Below are 16,289 nucleotides of genomic sequence, written 5' to 3' on the forward strand. Positions count from 1 at the left end.
CGGTACTAAGCTTGGCAAAGGACTGCTGACGTTCGCTTTGTTCATGATCGCCGCGTTCGCGCTGGCCGCATGCGGCAACAACGATAACGGAGGCAACGCTACGCCTGCCGCGAGCAGCTCGGCGGCCGCGACGGCTAGCGCTGCAGAGGGCGCATCCGCCAGCGCTGCCGCCAGCCCGTCGGCGGAAGCCCAGACGGGCACGGTCACGTACCAATCCGAGGCAGGCCCGATCGAAGTGCCCGCGAATCCGGAGCGTGTCGTCGTACTGTCCGGTTATACGGGGGGACGTACTAAAGCTGGGCGTACCGCTTGTCGGCGTCGATTCGTGGTCGCTGAACAATCCGCGTTTCGCAGACAAGCTTCAAGGCGTGACCGAAGTGTCCGAAGAAGACCTGGAGAAAATCATCGAGCTGAAGCCCGATCTGATCATCGGTTCCTCTACCACCAAAAACCAGGATAAGCTGAAGCAAATCGCGCCGCTTGTCACTTATACGTACAACAAGGTCGACTACCTGACGCAGCATCTGGAGATCGGCAAGGCGCTGAACAAGGAGAAGGAAGCGCAAGCTTGGATCGACGACTTCAAGAAGCGCGCAACCGACGCAGGAGAGCAAATCAAGTCCAAGATCGGCGCCGACGCCACCGTATCGGTCTTCGAGGCGTACGACAAGGAAGTGTATACGTTCGGCGATGCATGGGGACGGGGGACGGAGATATTGTTCCAGCTGATGGGTCTCAACATGCAGCCTAAGGTCAAGGAAGCGACCGCCAAGGACGGTTACTTCACGCTCTCGACGGAGGTACTGCCGGATTACGCCGGCGACTACATGATTTTGAGCAAGGAGCCGGGCGCCGACGTCTCTTTCCAGAAGACGGCTACTTATAAAAATATTCCGGCAGTCAAAAACAACCGCGTATATGAAGTGGACGCGCGAACGTTCTACTTTAACGACGCCATGACGCTGGAATGGCAGCTCGAGTTCTTTAAGGAAAAGTTCCTCGGCATCTGACGAGCCTTCGTATGCACCGGGAATTTCGCCAGCGTGCGAAGTTCCCCTTTCCTATTTTTAAATAGAAAGCGGAGCGGCTGATGAATTCGAATAAGAAAATGAATTTTGCGTGGGCCATCGTCGCGGGATTGATCACGCTCGCATGCATGTTCACGATCTCGATGGTATACGGTGCAAAAGATACGACGCTTCGCGACGTATGGACCGCGTTGACGACCCATGCCGCAGGCGAACAGCTCACCGCGCTTCGAGAGTTTCGCCTTCCCCGCGAGACGGCCGGCATGATCGTCGGCGCCGCGCTCGGCGTCGCCGGCGCCGTCATGCAAGGTCTCACGCGCAACCCGCTTGCCGATCCCGGATTGATCGGCTTGTCCTCGGGCGCTAATGCGGCGCTGGCGTTCACGATGGCAATGATGCCTGCCGTCGGTTACTTCGGGACGATGGTCGCATGCTTCATCGGAGCGGCGGTCGGCGCTTGCCTGGTACTCGGCATCGGCGCATCCCGCAGGGGGAGGGTTGTCGCCGATTCGGATGGTGCTAGCGGGTTCGGCCGTGTCCTTGTTTTTGTATGCCGTGGCGGAAGGCATCGGCCTTGCTTTTAAGATTTCCAAAAGCGTATCGATGTGGACGGCAGGCGGACTCATCGGCACGACCTGGCAGCAGATCGGCACGATCGCGCCGTTCATCGCGCTGGGAACCGTCGCGGCGATCGTACTGGGCAAAGCGCTCACCCTGCTCAGCGCCAACGAAGAGGCCGCGATCGGCCTCGGCCTTCGTACCGGGCAGATCAAATTCGTCCTGTACGCCGCAGTCATCGTACTGACGGGTGCCTCCGTCGCGCTCATCGGCAACATGGCGTTCGTCGGTCTAATGATTCCGCATATCGTACGATTCATTATCGGCACGGATTATCGCAAGGTGGTACCGATGTCGGCGATCATCGGTTCAATTTTCATGCTAGCCGCAGATACGATCGCGCGTACGGCTATCGGGGATCATGAACTGCCTATGGCATCGGTCATCGCGATCATGGGGTTGCCGTTCTTCCTGTTTATCGTGCGCAAAGGAGTGAAGACAACCCCATGACCGCCGCCCGTTCGATTCGCAAGCAGCGACTCCTGCTCGTGGCGCTGTCCGCGCTCATCCTGTTGACCGTTATCATAAGCTTGGGTTTGGGCTCGTCTTCCGTTTCTTACGGACGAATCCTGCCCACCTTGCTCGGACACGGAGAGTTTAAAGAAAAGTTCGTTCTGTTCGATCTCCGTCTGCCCCGCATATGCATCGTTCTCGCAGCCGGCATGTCGCTTGCCCTGTCGGGCTCCATCCTGCAGGGGGTCACGAATAACGATCTGGCCGACCCCGGCATCCTGGGCATCAACTCGGGGGCGGGGCTCGGCGTAGCGATTAGCTTTTTGCTCATTCCGGCCGAGCCGGGCGCCTTCGTTTACGTCATCCCGGCATCCGCTTTTATCGGGGCGCTTTTAACGGCCGTTCTGCTTTACGCTTTTTCTTACAGCCGCGAATCCGGCCTTCATCCCATGCGGCTCGTCCTAACGGGCATCGGCTTTTCGCTTGCTTTTGCGGGGCTGATGGTGTTCATTACGTCGGCAGTCGATATTTACAAGGTCGACTTTATCTCGCGTTGGCTGGCCGGTAATGTATGGGGGGACGGATTGGTCCTTCCTGTGGGCGCAGCTGCCATGGCTAATCGTGCTTCTGCCATACGCGTTGTATAAATCAAACGCGCTGAACCTGCTCTCGTTGAATGACGCGACCGCGGTCGGCAGCGGCATCCGGATTTCTCGCGATCGCGGCCTGCTGCTTATCGCGGCGGTGGCGCTGGCGGCGTCCGCCGTCGCCGTCACGGGCGGCATCGCGTTCGTCGGCTTGATGGCGCCGCATATCGCGAAGTCGCTGGTCGGCCCCAGGTTCCAACGCTTCGTGCCGGTATCGGTGCTCATCGGCGGCTTCCTGCTGTTGTTGGCGGACACGATCGGACGGAACGTAGCGGATCCCGAAGGGATCGCTGCGGGCATCGTCGTTTCATTTATCGGCGCGCCCTATTTCATTTATCTTCTTTTAAAGAAAGCTTGAAAAAGCGCATCCCGTCGAGACCGACGGGATGATTCTATGAGAAGCGGAATGAGACCGAGCGACGGGGAGCGGTCCGAGAGGAAGCGGAAGACAATGGTTTCTTGACACTGCCTATTCGAGGTGTTAAGATAGCCTATGTGTGTGCCCGACGTGGTGGATTTTGACCGTTTCGTAGGAGTTGTTACGATGGACTTGATGGCTCATCATCTTGCGAACAACGTCAAAGTCGGCACCAAGCAGACGACCAAGATGGTAGAACAAGGCAAGGCCATCGGCGTCTATGTCGCGCAAGATGCAGATTCGCGCCTGATCGGCCGCATCGCGCAGTTATGCCAGCAGCGTGGCGTTCCCTTAACCGAGGTGAGCACCATGCGCGAACTCGGCAGACAGTGCGGGATCGATGTCGGCACGGCGATGGCCGTGGTAGTAGAGAGAGCATGAACCGGGACCTTACCGCACTTCTCGTTAGGGGAGTTCAGCGGGCGGACCCTTTCGTTTTTCTCAAAATGAACCGCCTGGATCTGTGGGCTTCGCGCCGCGGGAACCGGTAGCCGTTAGTTTTATGCAAGGCAATCATGGGAAGGGGGTGGCAACATGCCAACAATTAACCAGCTCGTCCGCAAGGGTCGCGAGCCTAAGGTGGTCAAGTCCAAGTCTCCAGCTCTGCAAAAGGGATTCAACGCCCTGAAGCGCATCGAGACCGACCTGAGCGCTCCTCAAAAGCGCGGCGTATGCACGCGCGTAGGCACGATGACGCCGAAAAAACCGAACTCCGCACTTCGTAAGTACGCGCGTGTACGTCTGACGAACCGCGTAGAAGTCACGGCTTACATTCCGGGTATCGGTCACAACCTGCAAGAGCACAGCGTCGTATTGATTCGCGGCGGCCGGGTCAAGGACCTTCCGGGCGTACGTTATCACATCGTTCGCGGCGCGCTCGATACCGCAGGCGTCAACAACCGCAAGCAAGCTCGTTCCAAGTACGGCACGAAGCGCGCTAAGGTGAAGAAGTAAGATAATTCTGCCGGAACATTTCGGCTTTATCATTGATATGGGAAAGGAGGAACTCTAGATGCCACGTAAAGGACCAGTACCGAAGCGGGACGTGCTCCCGGATCCGGTCTATAACAGCAAGCTCGTCACTCGCCTCGTCAACCGCATCATGATCGACGGCAAGAAGGGCGTAGCCCAGCAGCTGCTTTACAATGCGTTCACGCTGATTCAAGAGCGCTCCGGCAAGGATCCGATGGAAGTTTTCGAAGCTGCCATCAAGAACATCATGCCTGTGCTCGAAGTTAAGGCTCGCCGCGTAGGCGGTGCCAACTACCAAGTTCCGATCGAAGTCAAGCCGGAGCGTCGCACGTCCCTTGGACTGCGCTGGCTTGTCAACTACTCCCGCAACCGCGGCGAGAAGACGATGGAAGAGCGTCTGGCTGCCGAGATTCTCGACGCTTCGAACAACACCGGCGCTGCCGTCAAGAAGCGCGAAGACACGCACAAGATGGCTGAAGCCAACAAAGCGTACGCCCACTACCGCTGGTAATCCCGCGGACACTAGGGAACGAAAGGAGACCATTGCATGGCTAGAGAGTTCTCCTTGCAAAATACGCGCAACATCGGCATTATGGCGCATATTGATGCAGGCAAGACGACTACGACCGAGCGGATCCTGTTCTATACCGGCCGTGTCCACAAGATCGGCGAAGTGCATGAAGGCGCCGCCACCATGGACTGGATGGAGCAAGAGCAAGAACGCGGCATCACGATCACGTCTGCTGCGACGACCGCTCAATGGAAGGGTCACCGCATCAATATTATCGACACACCGGGACACGTTGACTTTACGGTTGAGGTCGAGCGCTCGCTGCGCGTATTGGACGGGGCTGTCGGCGTATTTAGCGCCAAAGAAGGCGTAGAACCTCAATCCGAAACGGTATGGCGTCAAGCCGACCGTTACGGCGTTCCGCGCATCGCTTACGTTAACAAGATGGACATCATCGGCGCGGACTTCCTGAACGTTGTCCGCGACATGCGCTTGCGCCTGCAAGCCAACGCTGTTGCCATCCAGCTTCCGATCGGCGCCGAGAACGGATTCGTCGGCATGATCGACCTGATCGAACGGGTCGCTTATGTCTACGAGGACGACCTCGGCAAAGATCCGAAGACGGTTGAGATTCCGGCCGACTTGGCCGACCAAGCCGAAGAGCTCCGTCTTGAGCTCGTCGAGAAGGTTGCCGAGCTTGACGACGATCTCATGGCGAAGTATCTTGAAGGGGAAGAACTGTCGGTCGCAGAGATCAAGGCAGCTCTTCGCAAGGGCGTCGTGGAAGTTCGTATCTTCCCGGTCGTCTGCGGCTCTTCTTACCGCAACAAGGGCGTTCAGCCAATGCTGGATGCTGTCGTCGACTTCCTCCCGGCTCCGATCGATGTCCCTGCTATCAAGGGCACGACCGAAGACGGCGAAGAGACGGTTCGTCATTCTTCCGACTCGGAGCCGTTCTCGGCGCTGGCGTTCAAGATCATGACCGACCCGTTTGTCGGCAAGCTGACGTTCTTCCGCGTTTACTCCGGCGTTCTGAACTCCGGTTCGTACGTCATCAATGCGACGAAGAACAAGCGCGAACGTATCGGCCGTATTCTGCAGATGCACGCGAACAGCCGTCAAGAAATCAGCATCGTCTACTCTGGCGACATCGCCGCAGCAGTCGGTCTGAAGGACACGACGACTGGCGATACGCTGTGCGATGAGAAGAACCCGGTTATCCTCGAATCGATGAACTTCCCGGAGCCGGTTATCCAGCTTGCGGTTGAGCCTAAGACCAAGGCTGACCAAGACAAGATGGGTATCGCGCTTCAGAAGCTCTCCGAAGAGGATCCGACCTTCCGCGCGCATACGGACGAAGAGACTGGCCAGACGATTATCGCCGGCATGGGCGAGCTTCACCTGGAAATTCTCGTTGACCGCATGCTTCGCGAGTTCAAGGTCGAGACGAACGTGGGCAAGCCGCAAGTTGCTTACCGCGAGACGTTCAAGACTGCAGCGAAGGTCGAAGGCAAGTTCGTTCGCCAATCCGGCGGACGCGGCCAATACGGCCATTGCTGGGTCGAGTTCGAACCGCTTGAAGCAGGCTCCGGCTTCGTGTTCGAGAACAAGGTTGTCGGCGGCGTAGTACCTCGCGAATACATCGCGCCGGTACAAGCCGGTATCGAAGAGTCGATGAAGAACGGCGTACTCGCCGGCTTCCCGCTTGTCGATATCAAAGCGACGATCTTCGACGGATCGTACCACGACGTCGACTCGAACGAAATGGCGTTCAAGATCGCCGGCTCGATGGCGCTTAAAGCTGCCAAGGATAAGTGTAACCCGATCCTGCTCGAGCCGATCATGAAGGTCGAAGTAACCGTTCCGGAAGAGTATATGGGCGATGTCATGGGCATGCTCAGCTCCCGCCGCGGACGCATCGAAGGCAGCGACACCCGTCACGGTGCGCTCATCGTGCGCGCCAAGGTACCGCTGGCTGAGATGTTCGGCTACTCGACCGTTCTTCGTTCCGGTACGCAGGGCCGTGGCGTATTCTCCATGGAACTGTCGCACTACGAAGAAGTGCCGAAGTCGATCTCCGAAGAGATCGTCTCCAAGAGCAAAGGCGCTTAAGCAAGCGGGCATTCGGACGAGCTGTGGGACCTGAGGTCTCCGGCTTCGTCCTCCCTATAAAATGGCTTTACTAACAAGGAGGAGAAAAGATCCATGGCAAAGGCTAAATTTGAACGTAACAAACCGCACGTTAACATCGGTACGATCGGCCACGTCGACCACGGCAAAACGACGCTGACGGCTGCCATCACGACGGTTCTGTCCAAGAAGTACGGCGGCGCAGCCGTTGCGTTCGACCAAATCGACAAAGCTCCCGAAGAGCGCGAGCGCGGTATTACGATCTCCACGGCTCACGTTGAATACGAAACGCCTAACCGTCACTATGCACACGTTGACTGCCCTGGACACGCCGACTATGTCAAGAACATGATCACCGGCGCTGCTCAAATGGACGGTGCGATCCTGGTTGTATCCGCTGCTGACGGCCCTATGCCGCAAACGCGCGAGCACATCCTGCTCTCCAAGCAAGTCGGCGTTCCTTACATCGTCGTATTCCTGAACAAGTGCGACATGGTTGAAGACGAAGAGCTCCTCGAGCTGGTTGAAATGGAAGTTCGCGACCTGCTGAACGAGTACGAGTTCCCGGGCGACGACACGCCGATCATCCGCGGCGCTGCTCGCGAAGCTCTGCAAAATCCTGACGGCCCTTGGGCTGACAAGATCGTCGAGCTGTTCGAACAAGTCGACACCTACATCCCGCAACCTGAGCGCGACACGGCTAAGCCTTTCCTTATGCCAGTCGAGGACGTGTTCACGATCACGGGCCGCGGTACGGTTGCTACGGGCCGCGTTGAGCGTGGTACGATCAAAATCGGCGATGAAGTTGAAATCATCGGCCTGGTTGAAGATTCCCGCAAATCCGTCGTTACCGGCGTAGAAATGTTCCGTAAGTTGCTCGACTCCGCTCAAGCGGGCGACAACGTCGGCGCACTGCTTCGCGGCGTTGACCGTAAGGACATCGAGCGCGGTCAAGTTATCGCGAAGCCGGGTTCGGTTAAGCCGCACACGGAATTCACGGCTCAAATCTACGTCCTGACCAAAGAAGAAGGCGGCCGTCACAAGCCTTTCTTCACGGGCTACCGTCCTCAGTTCTACTTCCGTACAACTGACGTTACGGGTATCATCAACCTGCCGGAAGGCACCGAGATGGTTATGCCTGGCGACAACATCACCGTTACCGTTCAACTGATCGCTCCGATCGCCGTTGAAGAAGGCACTCGCTTCTCCATCCGCGAAGGCGGCCGTACGGTTGGCGCCGGCGCTGTTGCTTCCATCCAAAAGTAATTTCGATTTACTTAAAAAAAGACCTTATCGAGCTTAATCGCTCGGTTAAGGTCTTTTTTTTAGTTAGAGTGAACGATTCCTGTCTATGAAACGACAAATAAAGTCTATATTCGACAAGAAATGACATGTATTTCTAGCGTTTCTCCCTTATAATAGAAACAAATCCAAGGGCGAGGTGCATCCATCTGTTTAGACTTCAAGTTCGCAAAAGCCTGGTTTTTACGATTAGTCTGGTTTTGTCCGTGTTATTTATTCTGCTTATCGGGATCATGTCCTGGCTACAATACAGCGCACAGCGGAATGCTGCATACAGGGAATTCATGTCTATTGGCGATCGGCTCGCCGCTCAGGCTTCGGCCAACACGAATTTGTTGAGGCCCGTGGCGGAGGCTTACAAAAAGGGAGAGGCGCCGGACCCCGAAAGCCAGGCGATTCTGCGCAAATTGTTGGATGCCATGACGGATGGGAATGAGATGGTCAATGCCTATTATTTCTTTTCGTTTTCGAAAGAGTCTGAACAAGGAACGAACGTCGTGTTGCTTCAAGTAAATCAGGCGCTTGACGAGGCAGGCAACCATACGGGCGATTACTATGGGCTTTCCGGAGATTTTAAGCGTGCCTATACAGATGCGTTGGTCGGAAAGTCGTCGCTCAGCAAACCTTATACAGATAACGTGGGAAGTTGGATATCCTATCAGGGACCGGTTACGGACGGCGAAGGCGAAGTCGTTGCGGTTCTAGGCATAGATTACGACTACGATAAAGTGCAGGCCCGAATCAATGGCATGCTTTTCCGGACGATTTGGATCGGCATTGCTGCAGCTATGCTCGCGATTTTGTTGCTTGTGTTTTTTGTCCGATATGCGCTTCGTCCGCTTAAAAGGCTGGCCGCGCTTGCACAAGAGGCGGCAAAGGGAGATCTGACCGTTCAAGTGCCGGTGAATACGGGGAATGAAATCGGTCAGGCGGCAGCGTCGTTTAACGTTATGGTTCGAAGCCTAAGAGAGTTGACGGGCAGTATCAAGCGAACGGCGGATGAAGTGTCCGCCGCATCGCGCACGCTGAAGGAGACTTCAGCGCAAGCGGCGGTGGCCACTGGGGAGATTACGGAGTCGATTCAAACCGTTGCCTCTGGCGCCGAAACGCAACTGACGAGCTCGCAGGAATGCCAACGGGCGATGTCCGAGATCGCGATCGGTATCGGCCGCATCGCAGAATCGTCGGCTACATTGTCCGAGTTCGCAGGGGAAACGGCCGAGTTGGCGACGGCAGGCGAACATACGCTAGAGGACACGGCGCGTCAGATGCGTCAAATCGAGCAAAACGTATTCGGTGCCAGCGATATGATGAGCGAGCTGCAATCTTCAAGCGCGAAGATCCAGGAGATCGTCGCCATGATTGCAGAAGTCGCGAACCAGACGAACCTACTCGCGCTGAATGCATCGATCGAAGCGGCGCGCGCTGGCGAGCAAGGCAAGGGTTTCGCCGTCGTCGCGCAGGAAATTCGCAAGCTGGCCGAACGTTCAAAGGAGTCGTCGGAAGCAATCGCGACGATTCTCCATGCGGTAGGCGACAAAACGTCCGCGGCGGCGGCGACGTTGTCACAATCGGCGGAAGAAGCGCGTGCTGGCACGGAACTCGCGGCGCGTACGGGAGAGTCCTTTCGCACGATTCTTCAATCGGTCAGACAAGTATTCGACCAAGTTCAGGATGTGTCCGCAGCTTCGCAACAGATGTCGGCAGGCAGTCAGCAGGTAGCTGCGTCGATTGAGGAATTGGAACGCGTAGCCAGGCTTTCTTCGGAAGAGTCGCAACAGGTAGCCGCGGCATCCGAAGAGCAGCTTGCCTCCGTTCAGGAGATCGCTGGCTCTGCCGAACAGCTCAGGGCGCTGGCCGCGGAATTGAACCAAGCGGTCAGCCGATTCCGCGTTTAACCAAACAAAAGCTAAATTCAGGAAAAGCCGACGCAGGGGCGATCGGCTTTTTCTTATTGGAATATGTCGTACTTATATATAGAAGAAACACGATGAATGATCGCGCGAACCGTCGCCATTTACAGAGTGGCGTGATGCGGCTAATGATTACTTTTCATTTTTGTCTAAAAATTTGTTGCATTGGCCTAGGCGAATCGCTATAATAGTGAATGTTGGTCTGCGACTGTGCGATGATGTGAGAGGTTGCCGACACACCCGGCCCCTTTGCCATAGGGTGGCTGAGCGGTTAACGTCGGGGTATTCTCGCGGAGTATGTCCGATTCCAAAATTGGGCGAATGAAGGAGGGAATTTTCTATGGCAAAGCAAAAAAATCCGTATCCGTTTGAAAGCTTACGACCACCGCATTCTTGATCAATCCGCGGAGAAGATCGTAGAAACGGCAAAGCGCACGGGTGCCGGCGTATCCGGTCCGATCCCGCTGCCGACCGAAAAGCAGATCATCACGATCCTGCGCGCGGTCCACAAGTACAAGGATTCGCGTGAGCAGTTCGAAATGCGTACGCACAAGCGCCTGATCGACATCGTCAATCCGACGCCGCAAACGGTCGACGCGCTGATGCGTCTGGACCTGCCGTCCGGCGTTGACATCGAGATCAAGCTGTAATAAGCAAAAAAAGAAGACTTATCCAGATGTGAATAAGAAGTAGAAGAGAGGTGTCAACATGCCAGGAATCTTGGGACGTAAGCTCGGTATGACGCAAGTGTTCGCGGCTGACGGAAGCGTCGTGCCGGTCACCGTCATCGAAGCAACGCCAAACGTCGTGCTGCAGAAGAAAACTTCCGACAACGACGGATACGAAGCTGTGCAACTCGGCTTTGCCGACAAGCGCGAAAAGCTCGCAAACAAGCCGGAAACGGGCCATGCAAAGAAGGCCGGTACGGCGCCCAAGCGCTTCATCCGCGAAGTTAACGGATCTTCGGAACTCGAAGTCGGCGCTGAAGTTAAAGTTGACGTATTTGCCGAAGGGCAATTTGTTGACGTGACGGGGATCTCTAAAGGTAAAGGTACGGCTGGCGCCATCAAGCGTTGGGGCTTCCAACGCGGCAAGATGACGCACGGTTCGAAGTACCACCGCGGTAATGGCTCGCTCGCAACGATTCGCGACGCGAACCGCGTTCCTAAGGGCAAGAAAATGCACGGCCGTCTCGGCTCCGAGACGATCACGGTTCAAAACCTCGAAGTCGTCAAGATCGACGTTGAACGCAACGTGATCCTGATCAAGGGTTCCGTGCCGGGCGCTCGCAACAGCTACCTCAAACTCCGCTCGTCGGTGAAGAAATAATCCGATTCAACAAGAAAGGAGGACTACCACATGCCTAAAGTATCTGTATACAACGTGAGCGGCAGCGCGGTCGGCGAGATCGAATTGTCGGACCTGATCTTCGGCGTCAACCCGAACGCGTCGGTCATGCATAGCGCGGTCGTGCTTCAACAAGCAGCCGTGCGCCAAGGCACTCACAAGACTAAAGGACGCTCCGAAGTACGCGGGGGCGGCCGCAAACCATGGAAGCAAAAGGGTACCGGCCGCGCTCGTCAGGGCTCGATCCGTTCCCCGCAATGGAAAGGCGGCGGTGTCGTTTTTGGACCGACTCCGCGCAGCTACGGCTTCAAGCTTCCTCGCAAGGTTCGCCGTCTGGCGATCAAGTCCGCGCTGTCCAGCAAAGTCATCGCCAGCGACATCATCGTCCTGGATCAACTGAGCTTGGCAACGCCTAAGACGAAGGAATTCCAAGGCATTCTGAACAACCTCAAGGTCGGCCGCAAGGCGCTCGTCGTCACTGCCGATTATGAGAACAATGTGGCCCTGTCCGCACGCAACATTCCTGGCGTCAAGTTCGTCTCCGCCAACGGAATCAACGTGCTCGATGTACTTGTTCATGACAAGCTCATCATCACGAAGGACGCGGTCGCTAAAGTCGAGGAGGTATTCGCGTAATGAAAGACCCTCGCGATATTATCAAGCGCCCCGTCATCACGGAACGCACGAGCGAATTCATCGATCAGCTGAAGTACGTCTTCGAAGTCGACCTTCGTACGAACAAGACGGAAATCAAGCAAGCGATCGAAGCGATCTTCAAGGTGAAGGTCGTCAGCGTCAACACGATGCGCGTACCGCCGAAGCCGCGCCGCTACGGCCGCCACTCCGGCTACACTTCCGAATGGAAGAAGGCCATCGTGCAGCTGTCCGCGGACAGCAAGCCGCTCGAATTTTTCGAAGCATCGGTCTAACATCTTCGTAAAGTAAGGAGGGAAACCAAGTGCCAGTCAAAAAAGTTTAATCCGACATCGCCTAGCCGTCGCGAAATGACGATGTCGACGTTCGAGGAAGTCACCACGAACGTACCGGAGAAATCCTTGCTTGCACCGCTGTCGAAGCGCGGCGGCCGTAACCATCAAGGTAAGATTACGGTTCGTCACCAAGGCGGCGGACACAAGCGTAAGTATCGTATCATCGACTTCAAGCGCAACAAAGACGGCGTACCGGGCAAGGTCGCTCAGATCGAGTATGACCCGAACCGTACCTCTTATATCGCCCTGATCCACTATCTGGACGGCGCAAAGAGCTACATCGTCGCTCCTAAAGGCCTGAAGGTCGGCGATCAAATCGTCTCCGGTCCTGATGCAGACATCAAGGTGGGCAACGCCCTTCCGCTGGAGAACATCCCGGTCGGTACGGTTATCCACAACATCGAGCTGAAGCCTGGCAAGGGCGGACAACTGGTTCGCGCTGCAGGTACCGAAGCTCAACTGCTGGGTAAGGAAGAGACTTACGTCACGATCCGCCTGGCTTCCGGCGAGATTCGCCGCATCCTCAAGCAATGCCGCGCTACGATCGGTTCCGTCGGCAACCAGGACCACGAGTTGATCAACATCGGTAAAGCTGGTCGCTCCCGCAACCTCGGCAAGCGCCCGGTTGTCCGCGGTGTCGTCATGAACCCGGTCGATCACCCGCACGGCGGTGGCGAAGGCCGCGCTCCAATCGGCCGCAAGTCTCCTTTGTCCCCATGGGGCAAGCCGACGCTCGGTTACAAGACGCGCAAGAAAAAGAAGGCCTCGAGCCAATATATCGTACGCCGCCGCAAGTAAAGGCGAGTCCATTCCGGGCTGAAGGGAGGATTTACCCATGGGTCGCAGCTTAAAGAAAGGCCCGTTCATCGACGGCTATCTGCTGAAGAAAGTCGAAGTGTTGAACGAGTCGAGCAAGAAAGTCGTCATCAAGACGTGGTCGCGTCGTTCGACGATTTTCCCGCAATTCGTAGGTCACACGTTCGCCGTCTACGATGGCCGCAAGCATGTGCCGGTATACGTATCGGAAGACATGGTCGGTCACAAGCTTGGTGAATTCGCGCCTACGCGCACGTACAAAGGCCATACCGCCGACGACAAGAAGACCGGCAAACGATAAATCCTAAGCGCCGGCTTCGTCCGGCGAACGCAACACGGGAGGAGGTACATCGATGGCACAAGAAGCCAAGGCCGTAGCGCGATACATTCGTATCCCGGCCCGCAAAGTCCGTCTGGTCGCAGATCTGATCCGCGGCAAGAAGGTAGGCGACGCAATCGCCATTCTGCGCCACACGCCGCGTTCGGCTTCCCCAATCCTGGAGAAGCTCCTGAACTCCGCAGTGGCTAACGCAGAGCACAACTATCAGCTCGACGTCAACAAGCTGGTTATCAGCGAAGCATTCGTCAACGAAGGTCCGACCCTCAAACGGTTCCAACCCCGTTCGCAGGGCCGCGCGTTCAGCATCTTCAAGCGCTCCAGCCACATCACGCTGGTCGTATCCGAGAAATAAGGAGGGATAACGTGTGGGTCAGAAAGTAAATCCGGTCGGTCTTCGCATCGGCGTCATCCGCGATTGGGAATCCAAGTGGTACGCCGACAAGGACTTCGGCACGCTTCTTATGGAAGATGTCAAAATCCGCGAATTCCTCAAGGCCAAGCTTAAGGACGCATCGGTATCGCGCTTCGAGATCGAACGCGCTGCGAACCGCGTCAACGTAACGATTCATACTGCCAAGCCGGGCATGGTCATCGGCAAGGGCGGTTCCGAAGTAGAAGTGATCCGCGGTCAACTGACGAAGCTGACGAACGGCAAGAAGGTGCACATCAACATCTCCGAGATCAAGACGCCGGAAATGGATGCCATCCTCGTCGCCGAGAGCATCGCGCAACAACTCGAACGCCGTATCTCGTTCCGCCGCGCCATGAAGCAATCGATGCAGCGCACGCTGCGCATGGGCGCGAAGGGTATCAAGACCCTCGTTAGCGGACGTCTGGGCGGCGCCGAAATCGCACGTACGGAAGGCTACAGCGAAGGAACGGTTCCGCTTCACACGCTGCGCGCCGACATCGACTACGGTACGGCTGAAGCGCACACGACCTACGGTCGCATCGGCGTCAAAGTCTGGATCTACCGCGGCGAAGTCCTTCCAGCCAAGAAGAAGAGAGTAGTAGCTGAGGAAGGAGGCAACTAAGCATGTTGGTCCCTAAACGCGTCAAACACCGCAAGCAGCACCGCGGGAAGATGAAGGGCCGTGCCAAGGGCGGCACGGAAGTGAGCTTCGGCGAATTCGGCTTGCAAGCATTGGAGCCTTCGTGGGTAACGAACCGCCAGATCGAATCTGCGCGTATCGCGATGACCCGTTATATCAAGCGTGGCGGTAAGGTGTGGATCAAGATCTTCCCGTCCAAGCCGATCACCCAAAAGCCTCTCGAGGTGCGGATGGGTAGCGGTAAAGGTAACGTCGAGAAGTGGGTTGCCGTCGTTAAGCCGGGCAAGATCTTGTTCGAGCTCGCCGGCGTCCCTGAGGAAATCGCACGCGAAGCGATGCGTCTGGCCGCGCACAAGCTGCCGATCAAGACGAAGTTCGTGAAACGCGAAGAACTGGGTGGTGAAGCAAATGAAGGCCAGTGAATTCCGTAACCTCACTTCGGTTGAAATCGAACAGAAGGTTTCCGGCTTCAAGGAAGAGCTGTTCAACCTTCGTTTCCAACTGGCTACCGGCCAACTGGACAACCCGCACCGCATCAGCGAGCTGCGGAAAGAAATTGCCCGGGCCAAAACCATTTTGCGCGAGCGTGAACTGGGCATCATCAGCTAATTGCTGATTCGATTCCTAGACGCCTCCGGGAAGGAGTATTACCATGAGCGAACGCAATAACCGTAAGGTTCAGATCGGCAAAGTCGTCAGCGACAAGATGGACAAAACGATCGTAGTGGCTGTAGAGACGCACAAGAAGCACAGCCTGTACCATAAGCGGATCAAGTACACGAAGAAGTTCAAGGCGCACGACGAGAACAACGAAGCTCAAATCGGCGACACCGTGAAGATCATGGAGACCCGCAAGCTGTCCAAGGACAAGAACTGGCGCCTGGTCGAGATCACCGAGAAAGCCGTTATTCTGTAAGAAACGCCACCTTAGCACCGAAAGGAGGACCTCACGATGATTCAACCGTTTACGAGATTGCGCGTTGCCGACAACTCGGGCGCGAAGGAACTGATGTGCATCCGCGTGCTTGGAGGCACGGGACGTCGCGTCGGTCACATCGGCGATCTGATCGTCGCATCCGTCAAACAAGCAACACCAGGCGGCGTTGTCAAGAAGGGCGATGTCGTTAAATGCGTAATCGTCCGCACGAAGCGTTCGGTACGCCGCAAGGACGGTTCCTACATCGCGTTCGACGAGAACGCAGCCGTCATCGTCAAGGAAGACAAGAGCCCGCGCGGTACCCGTATCTTCGGACCAGTCGCCCGCGAGCTTCGCGAACGTGATTTCATGAAAATCATTTCTCTGGCACCGGAAGTGCTCTAATCCGGCCGATGTCCATGGAGAAACACTCAAGGAGGTGTACCCATGCCCCGTTTGAAAAAAGTGCTGGAATCGCACAACAATAAGCTTCACGTCAAAAAAAGACGACAACGTCATCGTCATCACCGGCAAGGACAAGGGCAAGAAGGGGCGCGTAATCGCCGCTTACCCGCGTCAAAACCGCGTTCTGATCGAAGGCGTCAACCTGGTGAAGAAGCACACGCGTCCTTCCCAGACGAACCCGCAAGGCGGCATCATCGAGCAGGAAGCGCCGATTCACGTATCCAACGTCATGCACGTGGATCCGAAGAGCGGCAAGCCTACGCGTATCGGCTACAAGGTGCTGGACAACGGCACGAAAGTCCGCGTCGCGAAGAAGTCCGGCCAAGAAATCGACTAATACGATCCCCGAAAGAAAGGAGGTCACTGTGACAC

17 protein-coding genes and 5 pseudogenes are annotated in these 16,289 nt (G+C 56.4%); all 22 read left to right on the forward strand.

Annotated features, from left to right (window positions below; translation table 11 throughout):
- Positions 1-43 precede the first annotated feature (43 nt).
- The 22 genes and pseudogenes from OMP38_RS30495 (at position 44) to rplX (ending at position 16,254) form a co-directional block, all read left to right on the forward strand.
- Positions 44-1,010, forward strand: a pseudogene (locus OMP38_RS30495) (iron-hydroxamate ABC transporter substrate-binding protein).
- An 80-nt stretch (positions 1,011-1,090) separates the two neighbouring features.
- A pseudogene (locus OMP38_RS30500) lies at positions 1,091-2,096 on the forward strand (FecCD family ABC transporter permease).
- Positions 2,093-3,104 (forward strand): annotated as a pseudogene (locus OMP38_RS30505) (FecCD family ABC transporter permease). The pseudogenes OMP38_RS30500 and OMP38_RS30505 overlap by 4 nt, the downstream one beginning before the upstream one ends.
- Before the next feature lie 186 nt (positions 3,105-3,290).
- Positions 3,291-3,545, forward strand: a complete 255-nt coding sequence (locus tag OMP38_RS30510; RefSeq protein ID WP_090117922.1) for a L7Ae/L30e/S12e/Gadd45 family ribosomal protein — start codon at positions 3,291-3,293, stop codon at positions 3,543-3,545.
- 153 nt (positions 3,546-3,698) lie between these two features.
- Positions 3,699-4,118, forward strand: coding sequence for a 30S ribosomal protein S12 (rpsL, locus tag OMP38_RS30515; RefSeq protein WP_090117921.1), 420 nt, complete (start codon positions 3,699-3,701; stop codon positions 4,116-4,118).
- 58 nt (positions 4,119-4,176) lie between these two features.
- Positions 4,177-4,647 carry a 30S ribosomal protein S7 gene (gene rpsG / locus OMP38_RS30520; RefSeq protein WP_090117920.1) on the forward strand — a complete coding sequence of 157 codons (471 nt, stop codon included), beginning with the start codon at positions 4,177-4,179 and terminating at the stop codon, positions 4,645-4,647.
- Between the two features lie 36 nt (positions 4,648-4,683).
- A complete protein-coding gene (fusA, locus tag OMP38_RS30525) occupies positions 4,684-6,759 on the forward strand; it encodes an elongation factor G (RefSeq protein WP_090117919.1) in 2,076 nt (691 codons plus the stop codon).
- Between the two features lie 93 nt (positions 6,760-6,852).
- Positions 6,853-8,043, forward strand: coding sequence for an elongation factor Tu (gene tuf, locus OMP38_RS30530; RefSeq protein ID WP_090117918.1), 1,191 nt, complete (start codon positions 6,853-6,855; stop codon positions 8,041-8,043).
- Positions 8,044-8,363: 320 nt separating this feature from the next.
- Positions 8,364-9,977 (forward strand): methyl-accepting chemotaxis protein, encoded by a 1,614-nt coding sequence (locus tag OMP38_RS30535; RefSeq protein ID WP_277568453.1) that lies wholly within the window; start codon positions 8,364-8,366, stop codon positions 9,975-9,977.
- Positions 9,978-10,348: 371 nt separating this feature from the next.
- On the forward strand, positions 10,349-10,642 hold the full coding sequence (gene rpsJ, locus OMP38_RS30540; protein ID WP_277533412.1) for a 30S ribosomal protein S10: 294 nt from the start codon (positions 10,349-10,351) through the stop codon (positions 10,640-10,642).
- A gap of 58 nt (positions 10,643-10,700) precedes the next feature.
- Entirely contained in the window at positions 10,701-11,321 is a 621-nt protein-coding gene (gene rplC / locus OMP38_RS30545; protein WP_277568454.1) for a 50S ribosomal protein L3, read from the forward strand.
- A gap of 30 nt (positions 11,322-11,351) precedes the next feature.
- Positions 11,352-11,975, forward strand: coding sequence for a 50S ribosomal protein L4 (gene rplD / locus OMP38_RS30550; RefSeq protein ID WP_277568455.1), 624 nt, complete (start codon positions 11,352-11,354; stop codon positions 11,973-11,975).
- Positions 11,975-12,268: a 50S ribosomal protein L23 gene (rplW, locus tag OMP38_RS30555; RefSeq protein WP_090117914.1), complete on the forward strand. Its 294-nt coding sequence runs from the start codon at positions 11,975-11,977 to the stop codon at positions 12,266-12,268. The genes rplD and rplW overlap by 1 nt, the downstream gene beginning before the upstream one ends.
- A 39-nt stretch (positions 12,269-12,307) precedes the next feature.
- Positions 12,308-13,126 (forward strand): annotated as a pseudogene (rplB, locus tag OMP38_RS30560) (50S ribosomal protein L2); the annotation flags it as partial.
- Between the two features lie 37 nt (positions 13,127-13,163).
- Positions 13,164-13,445, forward strand: a complete 282-nt coding sequence (gene rpsS / locus OMP38_RS30565) for a 30S ribosomal protein S19 (RefSeq protein WP_271754045.1) — start codon at positions 13,164-13,166, stop codon at positions 13,443-13,445.
- Between the two features lie 52 nt (positions 13,446-13,497).
- A complete protein-coding gene (rplV, locus tag OMP38_RS30570; RefSeq protein ID WP_090117911.1) occupies positions 13,498-13,836 on the forward strand; it encodes a 50S ribosomal protein L22 in 339 nt (112 codons plus the stop codon).
- A gap of 13 nt (positions 13,837-13,849) precedes the next feature.
- Complete coding sequence (gene rpsC, locus OMP38_RS30575; protein WP_090117910.1) at positions 13,850-14,518, forward strand: 30S ribosomal protein S3; 669 nt, start codon at positions 13,850-13,852, stop codon at positions 14,516-14,518.
- 2 nt (positions 14,519-14,520) lie between these two features.
- Complete coding sequence (rplP, locus tag OMP38_RS30580; RefSeq protein WP_090117909.1) at positions 14,521-14,958, forward strand: 50S ribosomal protein L16; 438 nt, start codon at positions 14,521-14,523, stop codon at positions 14,956-14,958.
- The gene (gene rpmC, locus OMP38_RS30585) at positions 14,945-15,145 is read left to right on the forward strand and encodes a 50S ribosomal protein L29 (protein WP_090117908.1); all 201 of its coding nucleotides are present in this window, start codon (positions 14,945-14,947) and stop codon (positions 15,143-15,145) included. Before rplP ends, rpmC begins: the two co-directional genes overlap by 14 nt.
- A 43-nt stretch (positions 15,146-15,188) precedes the next feature.
- Positions 15,189-15,452, forward strand: a complete 264-nt coding sequence (gene rpsQ, locus OMP38_RS30590) for a 30S ribosomal protein S17 (protein ID WP_090117907.1) — start codon at positions 15,189-15,191, stop codon at positions 15,450-15,452.
- A gap of 36 nt (positions 15,453-15,488) precedes the next feature.
- Positions 15,489-15,857, forward strand: a complete 369-nt coding sequence (gene rplN, locus OMP38_RS30595; RefSeq protein WP_090117906.1) for a 50S ribosomal protein L14 — start codon at positions 15,489-15,491, stop codon at positions 15,855-15,857.
- A gap of 42 nt (positions 15,858-15,899) precedes the next feature.
- Positions 15,900-16,254 (forward strand): annotated as a pseudogene (gene rplX, locus OMP38_RS30600) (50S ribosomal protein L24).
- Positions 16,255-16,289: the final 35 nt, after the last annotated feature.

Origin of the sequence: Cohnella ginsengisoli, assembly GCF_029525555.1 — a bacterium.
In the GTDB taxonomy this organism is placed as follows: Bacteria; Bacillota; Bacilli; order Paenibacillales; family Paenibacillaceae; genus Cohnella; species Cohnella ginsengisoli.

Coding starts and splice junctions, on each gene's coding strand:
- OMP38_RS30510 (WP_090117922.1), top strand. CDS start 3,291: ATGGACTTGATGGCTCATCATCTTGCGAACAACGTCAAAGTCGGCACC.
- fusA (WP_090117919.1), top strand. CDS start 4,684: ATGGCTAGAGAGTTCTCCTTGCAAAATACGCGCAACATCGGCATTATG.
- tuf (WP_090117918.1), top strand. CDS start 6,853: ATGGCAAAGGCTAAATTTGAACGTAACAAACCGCACGTTAACATCGGT.
- rpsL (WP_090117921.1), top strand. CDS start 3,699: ATGCCAACAATTAACCAGCTCGTCCGCAAGGGTCGCGAGCCTAAGGTG.
- rplC (WP_277568454.1), top strand. CDS start 10,701: ATGCCAGGAATCTTGGGACGTAAGCTCGGTATGACGCAAGTGTTCGCG.
- rplW (WP_090117914.1), top strand. CDS start 11,975: ATGAAAGACCCTCGCGATATTATCAAGCGCCCCGTCATCACGGAACGC.
- rplV (WP_090117911.1), top strand. CDS start 13,498: ATGGCACAAGAAGCCAAGGCCGTAGCGCGATACATTCGTATCCCGGCC.
- OMP38_RS30535 (WP_277568453.1), top strand. CDS start 8,364: ATGTCTATTGGCGATCGGCTCGCCGCTCAGGCTTCGGCCAACACGAAT.
- rplD (WP_277568455.1), top strand. CDS start 11,352: ATGCCTAAAGTATCTGTATACAACGTGAGCGGCAGCGCGGTCGGCGAG.
- rpmC (WP_090117908.1), top strand. CDS start 14,945: ATGAAGGCCAGTGAATTCCGTAACCTCACTTCGGTTGAAATCGAACAG.
- rplN (WP_090117906.1), top strand. CDS start 15,489: ATGATTCAACCGTTTACGAGATTGCGCGTTGCCGACAACTCGGGCGCG.
- rplP (WP_090117909.1), top strand. CDS start 14,521: ATGTTGGTCCCTAAACGCGTCAAACACCGCAAGCAGCACCGCGGGAAG.
- rpsS (WP_271754045.1), top strand. CDS start 13,164: ATGGGTCGCAGCTTAAAGAAAGGCCCGTTCATCGACGGCTATCTGCTG.
- rpsG (WP_090117920.1), top strand. CDS start 4,177: ATGCCACGTAAAGGACCAGTACCGAAGCGGGACGTGCTCCCGGATCCG.
- rpsQ (WP_090117907.1), top strand. CDS start 15,189: ATGAGCGAACGCAATAACCGTAAGGTTCAGATCGGCAAAGTCGTCAGC.